This window comes from Brevundimonas sp. (assembly GCF_036732845.1).
GTDB lineage: Bacteria > Pseudomonadota > Alphaproteobacteria > Caulobacterales > Caulobacteraceae > Brevundimonas.
Window position 1 is genome coordinate 16702 of the sequence record NZ_DAINBO010000004.1, and the last position, 19379, is coordinate 36080.

Sequence of the window (19379 nt, forward strand, 5' to 3'; positions counted from 1 at the left end):
GCCCTAAAGCGCGGCGTTTCCGCGACGCTTCAGGATTTCCCGCCATGGCCGACGGCTCGAACGCACCCGCCAAGACCTTCCGCTGGGAGGACCCGTTGGACCTGGACGGTCGCCTGACCGACGACGAGACCATGATCCGCGACGCGGCCCGCGCCTACGCCCGCGACAGGCTGCTGCCGCGCATCGTCGCCGCCTTCCGCGACGAGACCTTCGACCGGTCGATCATGACCGAGATGGGCGAGATGGGCTTTCTGGGCGCCATGCTGCCCGAGCAATACGGCGGCTCGGGCGCCAGCCACGTCGCCTACGGCCTGATCGCGCGCGAGATCGAGGCGGTCGACAGCGGCTATCGCAGCGCCATGAGCGTGCAGTCGTCCCTGGCCATGTATCCGATCTACGCCTTCGGCTCCGAAGAGCAGAAGATGCGCTTCCTGCCGCGCATGGCGGCGGGCGAGCTGATCGGCTGTTTCGGCCTGACCGAGGCCGACGGCGGGTCCGACCCCGCCGCGATGAAGACCAAGGCCGTGGCCGTCGAGGGCGGCTATCGCCTGAACGGGGCCAAATACTGGATCACCAATTCGCCCATCGCCGACCTGGCCGTGGTCTGGGCCAAGCTGGATGACGTCATCCGCGGATTCATCGTCGAACGCGGCATGGACGGCTTCACCACCGACAAGATCGGCGACAAGCTGAGCTTGCGCGCCTCCATCACCGGCGACATCGGCCTGAACGACGTCTTCGTGCCGGAAGGAAACCTGCTGCCGGGCGTGAAGGGTCTGCGCGGGCCGTTCAGTTGCCTGAACAAGGCGCGTTACGGCATCGCCTGGGGGGCCATGGGCGCCGCCGAATTCTGTTTCCACGCCAGCCGCGACTATGTCGCCGAACGCATGCTGTTCGGCCGTCCGCTGTCGTCGCGCCAACTGGTGCAGAAGAAGCTGGCCGACATGCAGACCGAGATCTTCCTGGGCTTCGAGGGCGCCTATGCCCTGGGCCGCCTGCTGGACACCGGCGCCTGGGTGCCCGAGGCCATTTCGATGATGAAGCGCAACAACTGCGGCAAGGCCCTGGCCATCGCCCGCGAGGCCCGCGACATGCACGGCGGCGCCGGCATCACCGGCGAGCTGCACGTCATGCGCCACGCCATGAACCTGGAAACGGTCAACACCTATGAAGGCGCGCACGACGTGCACGCCCTGATCCTGGGCCGCGCCATCACCGGCGAAAGCGCGTTCTAGGGTTTCGCCCTTCTCCCCACCGGGGGAGAAGGAGAGGCGGCGTCAGCAACAATCAGTCCGCCCGCCTGACCGCCCGCGCTAAACCGACCCACGCTCCGCGACTTGTCGTTTCGGCCCACGGCCGTATCGTCGCGGACAGGTTTGGAGAGGCGGCCTTGACGGACGGATCGACGGAAACGGCGGATGACCCCTTCGCCCAGTTGCGCGCGGTCTTCGCCGACCGGCGGGCGCTGGTTCTGGAGGACGATCCGGCCCTGGCCGAGCACGTCGTCGGCCGCCTGTTGGGCGCGGGCTTCGCCGCCGTGGACCGGTTCGATCGCGGCGAGGACGTGCTGACGGCCGCCGCGTCCAACGCCTATGACGTTCTGATCCTGGATCGACTGACCGCCGGGCTGGACGGGCTGGAGACCCTGCGCCGCCTGCGTGACGGCGGCGGCCCGTCGGCGGACGCGCCCGCCCTGATGCTGACGGCCCTGGGCGGCGAGCGGCAGAAGGTCGAGGGCCTTCTGGGCGGAGCCGACGACTATCTGGCCAAGCCGGTCGGCGACGAGGAGCTTCTGGCCCGGATCGCGGCCCAGCTTCGGCGCGCGGCGCGGCCGGTGAAGACGGCGGGCGGCGATGTCGTCAACGGGCCGTTCCGCCTGGCCCCCGGCCCCCGCACCCTGAAACTCGAAGCCGACGGCCAGAGCCGCCTGATCGACCTGTCGCCGCTGGAGTTCGCCATCGTCGCCGAGCTGATGACCGCGCGCGGCCAGCCGGTGACCAAGACCATGCTGTGGGACCGGTGCTGGGTGGAGTGGAATTTCCTGCCCGACAATTTCGTCAACATCATCGACGCCCGCATCTCGGCCCTACGTCGCCGGTTGAAGGACCAGGCGCCGGAACTGCCCGAGGAATGGCATCCGCTGATCGTCTCGGCGCGCAGTCAGAGCCTGGTGTTCCGCGATCTGGGCGGGACCTGAGGTGCGTCCCCTGGCCGCCGTCCGCCGTTGGCTGGCGGGCCGGACCACGACCCAGTTGTCATCGGCCCTGGCTGTGCTGGCCGCGGCCGCCCTGTCGGCTTCGCTGTTCGCCACCGGCCTGGCCGCGCGCATGGACCAGCGCGAGCAGGCGGCCCTGGCGGCGCTGGACGACTACGGCGCCATGGTCTCCAAACTGGGCGAGCAGGCGACCCTGACGGCCGAGGCCCTGACGCCGGGCGACGCCGCCTTCCTGTCGGCCTGGCTCAGCGCCTTCCAGAACGGCCCGACACGGGACCAGCGCACGCTGGAGGAGACCTGCCGCACCGGCCGGGGCGGCGCCGGGGTGCGGTTCATCCGCGCGCCGGTCGGCAAGCCCGCGGGCCTGGCGGATCTGGAGACCGCCCGCGCCGAACGCATGCCCCGGCTGGGCGCGGACCTTTATCTGGTGCGGCTGAAGGCCGGGACCCTGTGCCCCAACCGCGCGGTCGAGGCGGTGGTGGTCAGTCGCACGGCCGGATCGTTGAACATCATCGTCGGCCGGGTGGTCGAGCCGTCGGGCGAGGCCTGGGGCTGGGCCGTGCTGGCCGTTCTGGCCACCGGCGGCGTCATCCTGATCTCGGGCCTGACCGCCGCCGTCTTCGCCCGCCGCCGCCTGACCAGCGCCCTGGCCGAGGTCAGTCTGGCGCTGGACCGCGCCGCCGTCGGCGACTTCTCGCGCCGCGCGCCCGAGGTCGGGGTGGCGCCGGAGCTGACCGAGCTGACCTCGCGCGTGAACCGGACCCTGGACCGGCTGCAGGAATTGCTGAGCTGGCTGCGCGATTCCTCGGATCAGTTGGCCCATGACTTCCGCACCCCCCTGGCGCGGGCCACCGCGCGCCTGGAGCTGTTGAAGGAGGCCGGAACCGCCGCCCGGCGCCGCGCCCTGGCCGAGGAGGCGGGCGAGGACCTCCACGCCCTGACCCGGGCCATGAACGACGCCCTGGCCCTGCGCGACGGCGAGGCCTGGGTGTTCGAGGACGTGCGGCTGGACCGGCTGCTGCATCAGGCGGCCGAACTCTATGAACCGCTGGCCGAGGCGCGCGGTGCGGCGCTGATCGTCGAGGCGGATGAGGCGGTGACCATCCTGGGCGTGCGCACCCTGTTGCAGCGGGCGCTGACCAATCTGGTCGACAACGCCGTCAAACACTCGCCGCCCGGCGGCCGGATCGTGCTGAAGGCCTGGCGCGAGGCCGACGGCTGCGCCCTGTCGGTCAGCGATCAGGGACCGGGCTTCGACCCCGCTGCGCCGCGCCCGGCCGAGGGCGTCGAAAGCCACGGCATGGGCCTGCCCTTCGTGCGCGCCGTGGTCCAGCGGCATCGCGGACGGCTGACGATTGATGACGCCGCTCCGGGGGCAGTCGTCACGGCGCGTTTCTACCGCTAGGTTGATCCAGACTCATACGAGGATCGCCATGCGCCTGCTGACCGTTTCGACCCTGGCTCTTCTGGCGGTGACGGGCGCGGCCCTGCCGGCCCTGGCCCAGACGCCCTATCAGCGCGCGATCCAGACCGGCGCGGCCACGGGCGAGTTTCCCATGCCCTACGACAGTCGGCGCGGCGTATTCAGCTTCGCCGCCGGTCTGGAGCGCAGCCTGCCGGCCGTGGTGCAGGTGACGACCCTGGGCGTGTCGCAGGGACCGACCAGCGGCTCCAACGAGCCGACCCCGATCTCGGGCGGTTCCGGCGTCATCGTCGATGCGGCCCAGGGCATCATCGTCACCAACAACCACGTCATCAAGGGCGGCCAGAAATTCACCGTCGATATGACCGACGGCCGCCTGTTCGACGCCGTCCTGGTCGGGGCCGATCCGGCCACCGACATCGCCGTGCTGAAGATCGAGGCGACCGGCCTGGCCCAGGTCGAGACGGTCGATTCCGACACCCTGCGCACCGGCGACCTGGCCTTCGCGGTCGGCTATCCGCTGGGCCTGGACCAGACCCTGACCATGGGCGTCATCTCGGGCCTGAACCGGTCCGGCATGGGCGACGCGGTCGAGGACTACATCCAGACCGACGCGGCGGTGAATTCGGGCAACTCCGGCGGGCCGCTGCTGGACAGCCGGGGCCGGCTGATCGGCATCAACACCTCCATCCTGTCGGGCGGCATGGGCGGCGGCAACGACGGCATCGCCTTCGCCGTGCCCACCCGGATCATGCGCTATGTGGTCGAGCAGTTGCGCGAACACGGCGAGGTCAAGCGCGGCCGCACCGGCGCCATCCTGGGTTCGCTGAACGCCAAGCGCGCCCAGGCCCTGGGCCTGCGCATCGTGCGCGGGGCGGTGGTCGACGACGTGGCCCCCGGCTCTCCGGCCGAGCGCGCGGGCCTGCGCCGCAACGACGTCATCATGCGGATCGAGGATCGGCCCGTGGCCAACGCCGGTTCGGTCCAGGCCAGCGTCGGCGTGGCCGCGCCGGGATCGTCGCTGCGCATCGTCTATCTGCGCGACGGCCATGAGGCCGCGACGACCCTGGGCGTCGAGGCGGGTGATCCGCCGCGCGTCATCGTCGGCCGCGACGTGGTGCGCGCCCTGGGCGCCCAGTTCGGCGACGGCGAGGGCGGGGTCACCGTGCTGACCGTCGAGGGCGGCTCGCCCGCCGCCACGGCGCGGCTGAAGGCCGGTGACACGGTGACCGCCGTGGCCGGGCGCCCCATCGCCAACCGCGCGGCCCTGGCGGCGGCGCTGGACGCCGAAACCGGCCCGGTCGCCATGACGGTGCGTCGCGGCGGCGAGACGATAGAACTGGCGATCTGAAACCGGCCCGGCCCGCGCGCCGACACAGGGTCTCAGGCGATCATCACCGTGCCCAGCAACAGCCGCGCGCCCGCTCGGCCAAGCACCCGATCGGTGACGGCCTGGAGGTCGCGCGACAGGGCGTCGATGTTCGGCGGCGCGCCGGGCAAAAGGGCGTTGGCGGCCCGCTGACAGGTCTCGGCATAGGCGGCGCGCAGGCGCGGCGCAGACTGTTCGGCGCGTGTGCGCAAGGCGGCGTCGGCCACGTCCACCCCGGTCTCGACCGAGAAGACGCCACGCCCGCCGCCCGACCGGATGATGGTCGCCGTCACCGTGGGAAAGCGGACATAGGTGTTCTGGGACCCGCCCCCGCCGCCGCTGGTCTTCAGGGGCGCGGGCTTCGACAGTCCGATCAGGGCGCGACGTTCCATCCGGCCAGGATGGTCAACGCCCGTTAAGGGCCGGTTACGCCGCCGCCTCGTGCGCGGTCACCGCCGGCTTCAGGTCCAGCAGGGCGAACAGGGCGTCATCGGCGTCCTGTTCCGGGTTCGGCGTGGTCAACAGCTTGCCGCCCACGAAGATGGAGTTGGCCCCGGCCAGGAAGCACAGAGCCTGCATCTCGGCGCTCATGGTCTCGCGCCCGGCCGACAGGCGCACCCGCGCCCTGGGACAGACGATCCGCGCCACCGCGACGGTGCGCACGAACTCGATGGGATCGATCTCGCCTTCCTGTTTCACCCGTTCGCCCAGCGGCGTGCCGGTGACGGGCACCAGGGCGTTGACCGGCAGGCTGTCGGGATGTTCGGGCAGGGTCGCCAGGGCGTGCAGCAGGCCCGCGCGGTCGCGACGGCTCTCGCCCATGCCGACGATGCCGCCGCAGCAGGTCGCCATGCCCGCGTCGCGCACGTGCTGAAGCGTGTCCAGACGGTCCTGATAGGTCCGGGTCGTCACGACCTCGGCATAGTACTCCGGGCCGGTGTCGAGGTTGTGGTTGTAATAGTCCAGCCCGGCGGCCTTGAGCTGCTTCGCCTGGTCGGCGGTCAGCATGCCCAGGGTGGCGCAGGTCTCCAGCCCCAGGGCCTTCACCCCCGCGATCATGGACGCCAGCTTGGGCGTGTCGCGGTCCTTCAGCTCGCGCCAGGCGGCGCCCATGCAGAAGCGGTCGGCGCCCCCGGCCTTGGCCGCCATGGCCTCGGCGATCACGGCGGTGGCGTCCATCAGCTTTTCGGCCTTCAGGCCGGTGTCGAAACTGGCCGACTGGCTGCAGTAGCCGCAGTTCTCGGCGCAGCCGCCGGTCTTGATCGACAGAAGCTGGCTCTTTTGCACCTCGGACGGGTCGAACCAGCGGCGATGCACGGTCGCGGCCTCATAGACCAGCTCCATGAAGGGCCGGGCGAACAGGGCCTGGACCTCGTTCAAGGTCCAGTCGTGGCGGGGCGTGGAGAGATCGCGTGTCTGGTTCATGGGCGCTGTGTCGTCCGAACCGGGACCGCTGGCAAGCTCAGATCTCGAAGGTCAGGTCGCGACGTTTGAAGTCGATCGCCACGCTCTGGAACACGCCCAGCAGGTCGACGCCCAGCAGCATGGCGGGCCGATCCGCCAGGCCCCAGACGTCGAAAGTGTGAAAATCGCCGACCAGCACCGGCACCCGTTCCAGGCTGAGCGGGCCGAAATTCAGGTCGCGCACCACCATCATCCGCGCCTCGGCGACGGCGCCGGTGGCCGACTGGACCGGGCGGGTGCGCGACCCGTCGGAAGTTTGAGCCGGTTGGCCGCCGGCCGCCGCGATCAGGGCGGTGTTGGCGATCGAGGACTGCGCCCCGGTGTCGACGATGGCGGTGACCGGACGGCCGCCGACCCCGGCGTCGACCATGATCAGATTCTGGAACCCCGGCCGATCCGGCGACCGGAAGGGAACGCTGCGGTCGGTGGCGAAGTCCGACCGTCCCCTGGCGCGCGAACGGCCGATGGTCATGCGGTCGCCGCGGAAATTCATCAGCACGCGGTTCTGGTTCAGCACCGAGGCGCTGATCAGGCCGTCCAATCCGGCCATGCCCACGCGCGAACCGACCGCCAGACGCGGCTTGATCTGATACAGGGCGCCGCAGCGCAGCCGCTCGGCCCGCACGGTTCGCGCCCGCTCGCCCGCCAACAGGGTGTGCAAGGTGACGTCCGCGTCGCGGTCCAGCCCCAAGGGCGCGATCAGATCCTCGGCGACCATCGACATGGAGGCGGCGCTGTCCAGGGCGAAGCGGAACGGACCCCGTTCGTTCAGAAAGACCGGCAACGTCATCCGCCCCAAGCGGTCGGTCTCGACCACGGGCGTATCGGCGTCCGCGCGCGCCGAGGCTGCGCCCAGCAGAGAAAAAGCCCCCGCGCCCAGAAGCGCGGCCCTGCGATCTAGCCCGATGGACATGGCGTCCTCCCCTTGGGGCGCACGCTGACAGGCCGCCGACATGGTGGCAAATGAACCCTTCGTAGGGTTTTATATAAGGATATCCTTATGTGTTTATTGCCCCGCGAGACCAGGCGGGCTATAGGGCCGCGACCCTTTTCCCGAACGACGACGAAGGCCGGCCCTAACATGACCGACTACATCATCCGCGACATCGCCCTGGCTCCGTGGGGCCAGAAGGAAATCGCCATCGCCGAAACCGAGATGCCCGGCCTGATGTCGGTGCGCGCGGAATACGGCGCGGCCCAGCCGCTGAAGGGCGCGCGGATCGCCGGGTCGCTGCACATGACCATCCAGACGGCGGTGCTGATCCAGACGCTGGAAGCCCTGGGCGCCGAGGTGCGCTGGGCCTCGTGCAACATCTTCTCGACCCAGGACCACGCCGCGGCCGCCATCGCCGCCGCCGGCACCCCGGTGTTCGCCGTCAAGGGCGAGACGCTGGAAGAGTATTGGGACTACGCCCACAAGATCTTTGAATGGGCCGACGGCGGCTATCCGAACCTGATCCTGGACGACGGCGGCGACGCCACCCTGCTGTGCGTGCTGGGTCCCAAGGCCGAGAAGGACGCCTCCATCCTCGACAATCCGCAGAACGAGGAAGAGGAAGCCCTCTACAAGGTGATGAAGCGGTACCTGAAGGAGAAGCCCGGCTTCTATTCGGCCATCCGCGACGCCATCGGCGGCGTGTCGGAAGAGACCACCACCGGCGTGCACCGCCTGTATCAGATGGCCGAGCGCGGCGAGCTGCCCTTCCCCGCCATCAACGTCAACGACAGCGTCACCAAGTCCAAGTTCGACAATCTGTACGGCTGCCGGGAATCGCTGGTCGACGCCATCCGTCGCGGCACCGACGTGATGCTGTCGGGCAAGGTGGCGGTGGTCTGCGGCTATGGCGACGTGGGCAAGGGTTCGGCCGCGAGCTTGCGCCAGGGCGGCGCCCGCGTGATCGTCACCGAGATCGACCCCATCTGCGCGCTGCAGGCCGCGATGGAAGGCTATGACGTCCAGACCCTGGACGACGTCGCCGACAAGGCCGACATCTTCGTGACGGCCACCGGCAACAAGGACGTCATCACCGTCGATCACATGCGCCGCATGCGCAACAACGCCATCGTCTGCAACATCGGCCACTTCGATTCCGAGATTCAGGTCGCGGGCCTGAAGAACTTCAAGTGGGACGAGATCAAGCCGCAGGTGCACCACATCGAATTCCCCGGCGGGAACAAGATCATCCTGCTGTCGGAAGGCCGTCTGGTGAACCTGGGCAACGCCACGGGCCACCCGTCGTTCGTGATGTCGGCGTCCTTCACCAACCAGACCCTGGCCCAGATCGAACTGTGGACCAACGCCAAGGCCTACGACAAGCAGGTCTACACCCTGCCCAAACACCTGGATGAGAAGGTCGCCTTCCTGCACCTGGCCAAACTGGGCGCCAAGCTGACGACCCTGTCCAAGGAACAGGCCGACTACATCTCGGTCCCGACCCAGGGTCCGTTCAAGCCGGAACACTACCGCTACTGATCCCGCCGCCCTCAAGCAGAGAGCCGCCGTGCGGCGAGCGGTAGGGCAAGAACAGAGACGCCCTCAAGCAGCGAGCGACCGCGTCGCGAGCGTTAGGGCAAGAAACAAAGGGCCGGCGGAGCGATCCGCCGGCCCTTTACCTTGTCGCGCGCGCGTCGGCGGTCGGTCTCAGAAGGTCGTCGTCACCGAGACGAACAGGCGACGCGGCTCCTGGTTGTTGGCGTATTCGGGCGTGTACTGGACCGGCGCCCCATAGGGCAGCAGGCTGACGAAGTCGGTGTCGAACAGATTGTAGACGGTGGCGTTCACCGTCAGCCGATCGGTGACGTCGAAGGCGCCGCCCACATGGACCAGGCCGTAGGCCTTGTAGTCGCCCCAGGCGTCGCGGGCCGCGCCGACGGTGCGGAAGCGCTCGGATCGGTATTCGCCGCGCGCCCACAGATTCAGTCGATCGGTCGCCAGCCAGCGGACGCTGCCGTTCAGCATATGCTCGGGCGTGTCGGTCAGCGGCAGGCCCGCCGAAGCGCCCGACTTCTGCTCGGAGTCGGTGTAGGTGTAGTTGCCCTGAACGCTCCAGTCGGGCGCCAGGCGCCAATAGGCCGTCACCTCGACGCCCTGGGTTTCGGCCTCGTCGATGTTGACGCTCTGACCGAAGGTCGCCACGGCGGGATAGAAGCCCACATCGACGCAGCCCGTGCGGTTGTAGGTTCCGGCGTCATAGACGGGACGGCTGATCCCCGCGGTGCAGTTGGCCACGGGCACGCCGGTGGCGATCTTGTCCTCGAAGGTGTTGCGGAAGACGGTGACGCTGGCGCGGAAGTCATCCCGGTTGTCGTAGAAGACAGCCAGTTCGGTCGAAACGCTGGTCTCGGGCGTCAGGCTGGGCGTGCCGATCAGGGGGATGCGGCCCTGGCCGCCGAACCCGATGATGCCCGGCGCCAACTGTTCGACGCGCGGCGCCTTATAGCCCGAGGAGACGCCGCCCTTGAAGGTCCAGACGTCGGTCGCGTTCCACACGGCGTAGACGCGCGGGCTGAGCTGGTCGCCGAAGGTCGAGTGATCGTCGTAGCGCAGACCCATGGTCAAGGCGAAGGTCTCGGTGAAGCGCCACTCGTCCTCGGCGAAGACGGCCCACTGCTCGAAGGTGAAGGGGGCGGGGGCCACGCCGTCGATCATTTCGGCGTCCCAATACTGGCCGCCCACGGTGAAGGCGTGATCGCGCCATTGGGAATGCAGCTTGGTGTCGAAGATCAGGCTGGTGCTTTCCACCGTGCGCGGCTGGCCGCCGGTGACGGGCACCAGGGCCGGGACGATGCGGCCCCGCTTTTCGGTGGTGTTGCGCGACAGGGTGCTTTCCAGCACGCCGAAAGGCAGACGCCAGTCGTGGGCCAGGACCTGTTGGTCGCGGTTGAACTCCAGCGCCGGGCCATAGCCGCCCGCGACGCCCAGGGTGCCCATCTGGCCCTTGCTGTTGTCGTACCACTGGTTGGCGGTGTCGACGTCCAGCCACAGGTCGTGGTCGGGGTGCAGGTCGAACGACAGCCGCCCGCCCAGGGACCAGATCTCATTGGCGGTGGAGCTGCGGCCGAAACCCGTCACCGGCGCCTGAGCGCCGCCGACCTGGTCATAGGTCAGGGACGACTGCCCCCGCTCGGACCAGGAGCCGCGCACCGCCAGGCCGACCAGGCCGGGAACCAGGGGACCGGCGGCATAGAGATTGCCGCCCCAGACCGCGCCGAAAGCGTCGTCGCCTTGCAGAGTGTAGTGGGCCGTGCCCGTACCGGTCCAGTCGTCGCCGACCTTGCGGGTGATGATGTTGACCACCCCGCCCATGGCGTCCGAGCCGTACAGGGTGGCGACCGGGCCGCGCACCACCTCGACTCGTTCAATGGCCCCGACGGGGGGCAGGAAGCTGGTCGAGGTCTCGCCGAAGCCGTTGGGCGTGACATTGCCCGCGGTGTTCTGTCGGCGGCCGTCGATCAGCACCAGGGTGTAGTCCGATCCCATGCCGCGGATGTTGATGGTCTGGCCGCCGGTCTTGCCGACCGGGGCGCCCACGTCCACGCCCACGACATCGGCCAGGATCTCGACCAGAGACACCGCGCGGATCTCTTCGATCTGGGCGCGCGAGATCAGGGTGATGGAGGCCGGCGCCTGTTCGATGCGTTGTTCAAAGCCGGCGGCGGTGACCACCACCTCCTCCAGCTCATGCGTCTCTCCCTTGGGGTCGGCGGCAGGGTCTTCGCCCGCCATGACCGGGCCGGAGATCGCCAGGGCGGCGGCCCCGCAAAGCCAGGACGCCTTGCGACGAAGAGAGAGACGGCCGTTCATATTCAAACCCCTGATACTGGCGGGGCGTCGATGGGCGCCCGCTTCTTGCGAGCGCTTCTCAATAGCTTTTTAGCGGCCGAGGCAAGCGGGTGTGCGATTAAGTCGCAATAACCGACGCCGCGCATCTCGCTGGCGCCGCCCGCCGGGGGGGCCTATCAAGGCGGCATGAACCTGTTCGACATCCTGTTCCTGGTCGCCATCGCCGCCGTGACCGTCACCCTGGCCTTCGGTCTGAAGACCCTGTTCACCGAGGGACCCGAGGCGCGCAGTCGGTCGAACAAGCTGATGCGGCTGCGCGTGGCCTTGCAGGCCGTAGCCGTCGTGCTGCTGTGCCTGGGCATGTGGTGGCGCTCCACCCACGGCGGCTGATCGTGGTCACGCTGAACCGCATCTACACCCGAACCGGCGACGGCGGAGAGACGCGGCTGGCGTCCGGCAGGCCGGTGTCCAAGAGCGATCCGCGCGTCGAAACCTATGGCGCGGTGGACGAGCTGAACGCCGTGATCGGGATCGCGCGGCTGCACACCGGCCAGAACGAACGCATCGACGCCATGCTGGGCCGCATCCAGAATGAGCTGTTCGACCTGGGCGCCGACCTGGCCACGCCGCACGAGCCTGAGCCGAAATGGGAGGCGCTGCGCATCCTCGCCTCTCAGGTCGAACGGCTGGAAGCCGAGATCGACTGGATGAACGAAAGCCTGAAACCGTTGGACAGCTTCATCCTGCCCGGCGGCGCGCCCCTGGCGGCGCATCTGCACCTGGCGCGCACGGTGGCCCGCCGCGCCGAGCGCGAGGCGGTGCGGCTGATCGAGGCGGGCGAGGCGGTGAACGCCGAGGCCGTGAAATATCTGAACCGGCTGTCCGACCACCTGTTCGTGGCCGCCCGTCGCGCGAACTCCAAGAGCGGCGGCGACGTGCTGTGGAAGCCGGGCGCGACGCGGTAAGGCGCCGCAAAGACCCTTCTCCCCTTGGGGGAGAAGGAGACCGCACCTCACAAAAACGAATACGGATCCACATCCACCGTCAGCCGCACGCTGGCCGGGACCTTCACCCGCGCCAGCCAGGCGCGCAGGAAGCCTTGCAGATCGACGTCACGGTCGGCCCGGACCAACAGGCGTTTGCGGCGCCGCCCGCGCACCAGGGCCAGGGGGGCGTCGGCGGGACCATAGACCTCCAGCCGCTCCGCATTGGGGATGGCGGCGGCCAGATCGGCGGCGACCTTCTCGACCGCCTGGGCGTTCTCGCTGGACAGGATCAGGGCCGCCAGACGGCCATAGGGCGGCAGGGACCCCATCTCACGCTCGGCCGATTCGGTCTCGGCGAAGGCGTCGCGGTCGCCCGCGGCCAGGGCCGTCAACACCGGGTGTTCGGGCGTCCAGGTCTGCAACAGGGCGCGGCCCGGCCGGTCGGCCCGCCCCGCCCGCCCCGTCGCCTGGGTCAGAAGCTGGAAGGTCCGTTCGGCGGCCCGCAGATCGCCGCCGCGCAGGCCCAGGTCGGCGTCCACAACCCCGACCAGCGTCAGGCGCGGGAAGTTGTGGCCCTTGGCCGCCGCCTGGGTGGCGACCAGGATGTCGATCTCGCCGTCGATCATCGCCTGGATCAGGGCGCGCGCGGACTTAGCGTCGGGCACGGTGTCGGAGCTGAACACGGCCGTGCGGGCGTCGGGGAACAGTTGGCGCACCTCCTCCTCGACCCGCTCGACGCCGGGACCGACCGAGACCAGGCTGTCCTCGGCCCCGCAGTTGGGACAGGTCTTGGGACGCGGCATGGAGAAGCCGGTCAGATGGCAGACCAGCCGCCCGGTGTAGCGATGCTCGACCAGCCAACTGTCGGTGTCCGGCGCCGTCAGCCGGTGGCCGCAGACGCGGCACAGGACCACAGGCGCATAGCCGCGCCGGTTCAGGAACAGCAGGGTCTGCTCGCCCCGCGCCAGGGTCTCGGCCACGGCGGCGCGCAGCGGCGGCGACAGCCAGGTCTCGCGGTCCGGCGGCGACTGGCGCAGGTCGATCAGCGCGATGTCCGGCAGCACCGCCGCCCCGTGCCGGGCGCGCAGCTTCAGCCAGCCGTAACGCCCGGCCTGGGCGTTCGCCAGCGTCTCCAGCGACGGCGTGGCCGAGGCCAGGACCACCGCCGCCCCCTCGATCCGGGCGCGGGCCACGGCCAGGTCGCGGCCGTGATAGACCAGCCCCTCCTCCTGTTTGAACGCGCCGTCGTGCTCCTCGTCCACCACCAGCAGGCGTAGGTTGACGAACGGCAGGAACAGGGCCGAACGGGCGCCGACCACGATGTTGCAGCGCCCGGCGCGCACCGCCTCCCACACCCGGCGGCGCTGGGGCGGGGCGACGGCGGAATGCCATTCGGCCGGGGCGGCGCCGAACCGGTCGGCGATGCGCGCGATCAAGGCCTGGGTCAGGGCGATCTCGGGCAGCAGGATCAGGATCTGCGCCGTCGGATCGGCCGTCAGGATGCGCGCCGCCGCCTCCAGATAGGCCTCGGTCTTGCCCGAGCCGGTGACCCCGTCCAGCAGGAAGGGCGCGAACCCCCGCGTCGAAGCGAGAGCGTCGGCCGCCGCCGCCTGATCCGGGTTAAGCATCGCGGGGGCGTGGGCCGGATCAGGGGCGTCGAAGACGGCCAGGGCCGCGGTCTCGACGATCTCCAGAACACCTTCATCGACCAGGCCCTTGACCACGCCGGTCGAAACGGCGGCCGCACGCGCCAGGTCAGCGGCGCGCATCGCCCGCTCGCCCAGGGCATCCAACACGGCGGTGCGGGCGGGCGTGGCGCGGGCCGGGTCGCGGTTGGGAACGCGGCGCACCCGGCGTTCAGGCCGGGACGGCGGCGCGCGCAGCCCCTTCAATGCGGCGGCGGCCATCTCGCCGGGCGGCGACAGGGTCCAGCGCGCGGCCCATTCCAGGAAATCCAATGTGCGTTCCGGCAGGGACGGATCGTCCAGCCGCCCCTCGATCGGCTTCAGCCGCCGGTTCGAGCCGGTGGTCTCGCGTACTTCGGACACCACGCCGCGCACCAGGCGCGGACCCAGCGGAACCGCCACCTGATCACCGCGCACGAGATCGAGACCTTCCGGGACTTCGTAGTCGAAGGCCTCTGGGACCGGGAGGGGCAGGAGGACAGAAGCGACCTTCATCAGATGCGCATCCCTTCCCCCCTCGCGGGGGGAAGAAGGAAGGGCGGTTGGCGAAGGTCGCGCCTTTCCGCTATCACCCGCCCCATGAAACTCTTTCTCGACACCGCAGACGTCGCCGTCATCAAGGACATGGTTCCCACCGGCATGGTGGACGGCGTCACCACCAATCCGTCGCTGATCGCCAAGTCCGGTCGGAACATCGCCGAGGTCATCGCCGAGATTTGCGCCCTCGTCGAGGGGCCTATCTCGGCCGAGGCCGTGGCGACCGATTTCGAGACCATGGTCAAGGAAGGCGACAAGCTGGCCGCCATCGCCTCGAACGTGGTCGTCAAACTGCCCCTGACCTGGGACGGACTGCGCGCCACGCGCGTCTTCGCCGACAAGGGCGTCAAGACCAACGTCACCCTGTGCTTCTCGGCCGCCCAGGCCATGCTGGCGGCCAAGGCCGGCGCGACCTTCATCTCGCCCTTCGTCGGGCGGCTGGAGGACCACGGGGCTGACGGCATCGCCCTGCTGGAAGAGATCCGCACCCTGTACGACATCCACGGTTTCGAGACCGAGGTGCTGGCCGCGTCCTTGCGCAATCCAGCCCATGTCGCGGCCGCGGCCCTGGCCGGGGCGGACGCCGCCACCCTGCCGCCTGACGTGTTCAAGGGGCTGATCAAACACCCGTTAACCGACAAGGGGCTTGATGCCTTCCTGGCGGACTGGGGCAAGACCGGTCAGTCGATTCTGTAACACCTGATCCCCGGAGAGGTCTGTTGAACGGCGCATTGGACCTCGACCCCACGACGGAAGCGGACGCCCTGTCCGAGTCCTCGCTTCACTGGCCCCAAGTGCGCGCCTGGGTCCAGGCCCATCCCGACAGCCTGACCGGCGACGCCGCCCTGTTGCAGGAGATGGGGCTGGAGGCGCGCGGCAAGGTCGTCGACCTGGGCCGCGCCGCCCTGACCAAGCTGGAGGCCGTGGCCGAGCGTGAGGCGGGCGCCCGCAAGCAGATCGAGATGGTGGCGCGCGCCAATTTCGCCGCCCAGACCCAGACCCATGCGGCGGCCCTGGACCTGATGGAGGCGCGCAGCCACGCCGACCTGGCCCGGCGGCTGGATGCGGCGGCCCAGGCCCGGTTCGGCCTGGCGGCGGCGGCGATCGCGTTGGAAAAGCCCGGCGGCGTGCCCTTCGGCTGGCGCGGCCTGATCGCCGGAAAGGTGGACCGGCTGGTCGGCGACGACGGCCTGCACTGGCTGGGCGAGAATTTCGAGGGGCTGGACCTGTTCGGCTCGGCCGAGGACCAGGTGAAGTCCGTGGCCCTGATCCGCATGGCGCCTCAGTTCGCGGGCGGCGCGGCGCGCAACGCCCTGTGCGCCTTCGGTTCTCCCGACATCGACGGCTTCACCCCGGCCATGGGCTGTGAACTGGCGGCCTTCATCACCCGGGTGGTCGAACGGATGGCCGAGCGATGGCCGGTCCTGGGATGAGCGTCGATCAGGCGCTGGCCGACTGGCTGGCGCATCTGGCGCATGAGCGGCGGCTGTCGCCGCGCACGGTCGAGACCTATGGCCACATCGGGCGGCTGTACCTGGCCTTTCTGCAACGGCATCGCGGCGAAGGGGCGCTGAACGCCGCCGACCTGGGCACGGTCACGGCCGCCGAGGTGCGCGCCCATCTGGCCGAACGGCGCGGCGGCGAACGCCCGCTGAACGCCCGCTCGCTCAGTCAGACGCTGGCGGCGATCCGCGGGTTTCACGCCTTTCTGGACCGGCGGCTGGGCGTCGTGGCGTCGCAACTGGCCCTGGTGCGCGGTCCCCGCGTCAAACCGACCCTGCCGCGCCCGCTGAACGAGGATCAGGCGCGCGGCCTGCTGAACGAGACCGAAGCCGATCCAGACGCCGAACCGTGGGAGGCGGCCCGAGACCGGGCGGTGCTGACCCTGCTTTACGGCTGCGGCCTGCGCATTTCCGAGGCCCTGTCCCTGACCCGCGCCGACGCGCCTCTGCCTGAGACCCTGCGCATCACCGGCAAGGGCGGCAAGACGCGCATGGCCCCGGTGCTGCCCGCCGTGCGTGCGGCGGTGGACGCCTATCTGGCGGCCCTGCCCCTCGTCTCGACGCCGAACGACCCCCTGTTCCGGGCCAAACGCGGCGGTCCCTTAAGCCCCCGCCACGTCCAGGCGGCGGTGCAGCGGCTGCGCGGCCGGCTGGGCCTGCCGCCCTCGGCCACGCCCCACGCCCTGCGGCACAGTTTCGCCACCCATCTGTTGGGCGCGGGGGCCGATCTGCGGTCGATCCAGGAGCTTTTGGGCCACGCCAGCCTGTCGACGACCCAGAAATACGCCGCCGTCGACGCCGCCGCCCTGCTCCGGGCCTATTCAAATGCACACCCCCGAGCTTAACATAAGCGCTTGACCTCGGGGGGACCGGGATGGGCGTGAACCGGCAGTGGGACCGACGGGCGGTCTTGGCCGCATGGGCCGGCGCGGCGGCGACGCCCGCGTCCGCCCAGGTGTTCTCGGCCATTCCGCGCACCGGCGACGAACACCGCATCCTCAACAACATGGTGACCCGCATGGCCGCGCGGGTCGGGGTCAACGGACGCGAACGCTACGCCTTCGTCATCGACACGGGTGCGGGCCGCACCTCCGTTTCCGACCGGGTGGCGGCCGAGCTGCGCCTGCCGCCGGGTCCCGACGTGCTGGTCCATGGGGTGACCTCGGCCGTGATGACGCCGACGGTGCGGCTGGATCGGCTGCAGTTCGGCGGGCGGCTGTTCAACGATCTGATCTGTCCCGTCTTTCCGGCCGAACAGTTGGCGGCGGACGGCCTGGTCGGTCTGGACGTTCTGTCGCAATTCCGTCTGACCTTCGACCTGGGCGCCCTGCGGGTCACCCTGGCTCCGTCGGGCGGCAGCGTGGTCGAGACGTCCGAGACCTTCTACGAAGCCACCCGCATGAACCGCCAAGGCCGGTCCAGCGCCGTGGCCCGGTTCGGCCAATTGGTGCTGCTGACGGCGCGGGCCGAGGGGCGGCCGGTCAATCTGTTCGTGGATTCCGGCGCCCAGTATTCGATCGGCAACCCGGCCCTGATGGAGACGGTCGACCGCTACATTCCCCGCTCGACGCCGCGTGAACGCATCCAGGTGTTCGGCGTGATCGGCCAGAGCGTCGAGGCGCGGATCGGCGAGGTGCGCGACCTTCAGATCGGCCGCTTCGATCTGGGGACCACACCCCTGCTGTTCGCGGACCTGCACGCCTTCCGCGCCCTGGAGCTGGCGGATCACCCGGCCCTGTTGATGGGGGCGGACCTGTTGACCCGTTTCCGTCAGGTCGGCCTGGACTACGGCCGCAACCGGATGATCTTCTCGGGTCTGCGTCGGGCGCGGCCGTTCGCCGGATATCCGACCAGCTAGGCCGCCGCCGTCAGGCCTGTCCCCGTCAGGCCTGCATGGTCCAGCCTTCGACGCCCATGGCCGCCTGGCGGACGGCCTCCGAACGGGTCGGGTGCGGGTGGCAGGTGCGGGCGATGTCTTCCGACGCGCCGCCGAAGGCCATGGTCACCACGGCCTCGCCGATCAGCTCCCCGGCCTGGGGACCATAGATGTGGACGCCCAGAACCCGGTCGGTGGCGGCGTCGGCCAGCACCTTCACGAAACCGTCGGTCTCGTGGTTGATCTTGGCCCGGCTGTTGGCGGCGAAGGGGAATTTGCCCTTCTTGAAGGCCACGCCCGCGGCCTTCAACTGCTCTTCGGTCTTGCCGACCCAGGCGACCTCGGGGCTGGTGTAGATGACGCTGGGCACCAGGTCGTAGTCGACGTGGCCCGCCTTGCCCGCGATCAGTTCGACGGCGGCGACGGCGTCTTCCTCGGCCTTGTGGGCCAGCATCGGGCCGTGGGTCACGTCGCCGATCACCCAGACCCCGGCCTGGCCGGTCTTCAGATGGTCGTTGGCGATGAAGCCGCGCTTGTCGGTCTCGACGCCGACCGCCTCCAGACCCAGGCCCTCCGTGTACGGACGACGACCGATGGCGACCAGCACCACATCGCCGCGCACCGTTTCGGCCGCGCCGCCAGCCGCCGGTTCGACGGTCAGTTCGACGCCCGTGTCATCGACCTTGGCGGCGACGACCTTGGTTCCCATGCGGAAGGTCATGCCCTGTTTGGTCAGGCCGCGCTGGAAGGCGGTCGCCACCTCGGCGTCCATGCCCGCGCCGACAGCGTCCAGATACTCGATCACCGTCACCTCGGCGCCCAGGCGACGCCAGACCGAACCCAGCTCCAGCCCGATCACGCCCGCGCCGATGACGATCAGCTTTTTGGGCACGGACGGCAGCGACAGGGCGCCGGTGGAATCGATGATCCGCCCCTCCACGAAGTCCACGCCCGGCAGGGGGGTCGGCTCCGAGCCGGTGGCGATGATGATGTTCTTCGTGGCCACGACGGTCTTGGACCCGTCGGCGGCCGTGACCTCGACCTGGCCAGGTCCGGCGATGCGGCCGCGGCCCTTGATCCATTCGACCTTGTTCTTCTTGAACAGGAATTCGATGCCCTTGGTCAGGGCCGTCACGCTGTCGGCCTTCTGGGCCATCATCTGGCCGAGGTCGAGTTCGGGCGTCCCCACCTTGATGCCCAGACCGGCGAATTCCTTGCCCGCCGCCTCGAACAGCTCCGAGGCGTGCAACAGAGCCTTGGACGGCATGCAGCCGACGTTCAGACAGGTGCCGCCCAGGGTGTCGCGCATCTCGATGCAGGCGGCCTTCAGACCCAGTTGCCCGGCGCGAATGGCGGCGTTGTAGCCGCCGGGACCCCCGCCGATGATCACGACATCATAGGATTGGGCGGCGTCAGCCATGGGTTCGTCCTTGGATCGAGCGGGCGCGGAAAGCGGCCGGACACTAGCGTTCAACCCACGGGGGTCAACCGCCGCGCCGGATATGGGCGCTCAACTGCCGTGACGCGAGGTTTCAGGCC

Annotated in this window: 17 protein-coding genes; 11 read left to right on the top strand and 6 right to left on the bottom strand. The window is 69.7% G+C overall.

Annotated features, from left to right (window positions below):
• The first annotated feature begins 44 nt into the window (after positions 1-44).
• From V7D63_RS02555 to V7D63_RS02570, 4 genes are all read left to right on the top strand, one after another.
• The gene (locus V7D63_RS02555; RefSeq protein WP_333590684.1) at positions 45-1235 is read left to right on the top strand and encodes an acyl-CoA dehydrogenase; all 1191 of its coding nucleotides are present in this window, start codon (positions 45-47) and stop codon (positions 1233-1235) included.
• Between the two features lie 155 nt (positions 1236-1390).
• Positions 1391-2197 carry a response regulator transcription factor gene (locus V7D63_RS02560; RefSeq protein ID WP_333590685.1) on the top strand — a complete coding sequence of 269 codons (807 nt, stop codon included), beginning with the start codon at positions 1391-1393 and terminating at the stop codon, positions 2195-2197.
• Between the two features lies 1 nt (position 2198).
• Positions 2199-3620 carry a sensor histidine kinase gene (locus V7D63_RS02565; RefSeq protein WP_333590686.1) on the top strand — a complete coding sequence of 474 codons (1422 nt, stop codon included), beginning with the start codon at positions 2199-2201 and terminating at the stop codon, positions 3618-3620.
• 28 nt (positions 3621-3648) lie between these two features.
• A complete protein-coding gene (locus V7D63_RS02570; RefSeq protein WP_333590687.1) occupies positions 3649-4989 on the top strand; it encodes a trypsin-like peptidase domain-containing protein in 1341 nt (446 codons plus the stop codon).
• A 32-nt stretch (positions 4990-5021) separates the two neighbouring features.
• On the opposite strand, the gene V7D63_RS02575 is transcribed toward V7D63_RS02570, so the two are convergent.
• The 3 genes from V7D63_RS02575 to V7D63_RS02585 are packed head-to-tail and all read right to left on the bottom strand — an operon-like array spanning position 5022 to position 7384.
• Entirely contained in the window at positions 5022-5399 is a 378-nt protein-coding gene (locus tag V7D63_RS02575) for a Tat pathway signal protein (protein WP_333590688.1), read from the bottom strand.
• A 34-nt stretch (positions 5400-5433) separates the two neighbouring features.
• Entirely contained in the window at positions 5434-6432 is a 999-nt protein-coding gene (bioB, locus tag V7D63_RS02580) for a biotin synthase BioB (RefSeq protein WP_333590689.1), read from the bottom strand.
• A gap of 37 nt (positions 6433-6469) precedes the next feature.
• Complete coding sequence (locus V7D63_RS02585; protein WP_333590690.1) at positions 6470-7384, bottom strand: pepsin/retropepsin-like aspartic protease family protein; 915 nt, start codon at positions 7382-7384, stop codon at positions 6470-6472.
• A 168-nt stretch (positions 7385-7552) separates the two neighbouring features.
• On the opposite strand from V7D63_RS02585, the gene ahcY reads away from it, so the two are divergent.
• On the top strand, positions 7553-8944 hold the full coding sequence (gene ahcY, locus V7D63_RS02590) for an adenosylhomocysteinase (protein WP_333590691.1): 1392 nt from the start codon (positions 7553-7555) through the stop codon (positions 8942-8944).
• A gap of 168 nt (positions 8945-9112) precedes the next feature.
• Here the strand turns inward: ahcY and V7D63_RS02595 are convergent, their stop codons facing one another.
• Entirely contained in the window at positions 9113-11275 is a 2163-nt protein-coding gene (locus tag V7D63_RS02595) for a TonB-dependent receptor domain-containing protein (RefSeq protein ID WP_333590692.1), read from the bottom strand.
• Positions 11276-11440: 165 nt separating this feature from the next.
• On the opposite strand from V7D63_RS02595, the gene V7D63_RS02600 reads away from it, so the two are divergent.
• Both V7D63_RS02600 and V7D63_RS02605 read left to right on the top strand, forming a co-directional pair.
• The gene (locus V7D63_RS02600) at positions 11441-11644 is read left to right on the top strand and encodes a twin transmembrane helix small protein (protein ID WP_333590693.1); all 204 of its coding nucleotides are present in this window, start codon (positions 11441-11443) and stop codon (positions 11642-11644) included.
• 2 nt (positions 11645-11646) lie between these two features.
• A complete protein-coding gene (locus V7D63_RS02605; protein WP_333590763.1) occupies positions 11647-12219 on the top strand; it encodes a cob(I)yrinic acid a,c-diamide adenosyltransferase in 573 nt (190 codons plus the stop codon).
• Positions 12220-12266: 47 nt separating this feature from the next.
• Here the strand turns inward: V7D63_RS02605 and V7D63_RS02610 are convergent, their stop codons facing one another.
• Positions 12267-14420 carry a primosomal protein N' gene (locus V7D63_RS02610; RefSeq protein WP_333590694.1) on the bottom strand — a complete coding sequence of 718 codons (2154 nt, stop codon included), beginning with the start codon at positions 14418-14420 and terminating at the stop codon, positions 12267-12269.
• An 84-nt stretch (positions 14421-14504) separates the two neighbouring features.
• Here V7D63_RS02610 and fsa point away from each other — a divergent pair, with 84 nt between their 5' ends.
• The 4 genes from fsa (at position 14505) to V7D63_RS02630 (ending at position 17822) form a co-directional block, all read left to right on the top strand.
• Positions 14505-15158, top strand: coding sequence for a fructose-6-phosphate aldolase (gene fsa / locus V7D63_RS02615; protein WP_333590695.1), 654 nt, complete (start codon positions 14505-14507; stop codon positions 15156-15158).
• Positions 15159-15181: 23 nt separating this feature from the next.
• Positions 15182-15895, top strand: coding sequence for a DUF484 family protein (locus V7D63_RS02620; protein WP_333590696.1), 714 nt, complete (start codon positions 15182-15184; stop codon positions 15893-15895).
• The gene (locus V7D63_RS02625) at positions 15892-16809 is read left to right on the top strand and encodes a tyrosine recombinase XerC (protein ID WP_442882108.1); all 918 of its coding nucleotides are present in this window, start codon (positions 15892-15894) and stop codon (positions 16807-16809) included. The genes V7D63_RS02620 and V7D63_RS02625 overlap by 4 nt, the downstream gene beginning before the upstream one ends.
• A 65-nt stretch (positions 16810-16874) precedes the next feature.
• Positions 16875-17822 carry an aspartyl protease family protein gene (locus V7D63_RS02630; protein ID WP_333590698.1) on the top strand — a complete coding sequence of 316 codons (948 nt, stop codon included), beginning with the start codon at positions 16875-16877 and terminating at the stop codon, positions 17820-17822.
• A gap of 25 nt (positions 17823-17847) precedes the next feature.
• Here the strand turns inward: V7D63_RS02630 and lpdA are convergent, their stop codons facing one another.
• A complete protein-coding gene (gene lpdA, locus V7D63_RS02635; protein ID WP_333590699.1) occupies positions 17848-19260 on the bottom strand; it encodes a dihydrolipoyl dehydrogenase in 1413 nt (470 codons plus the stop codon).
• Positions 19261-19379: the final 119 nt, after the last annotated feature.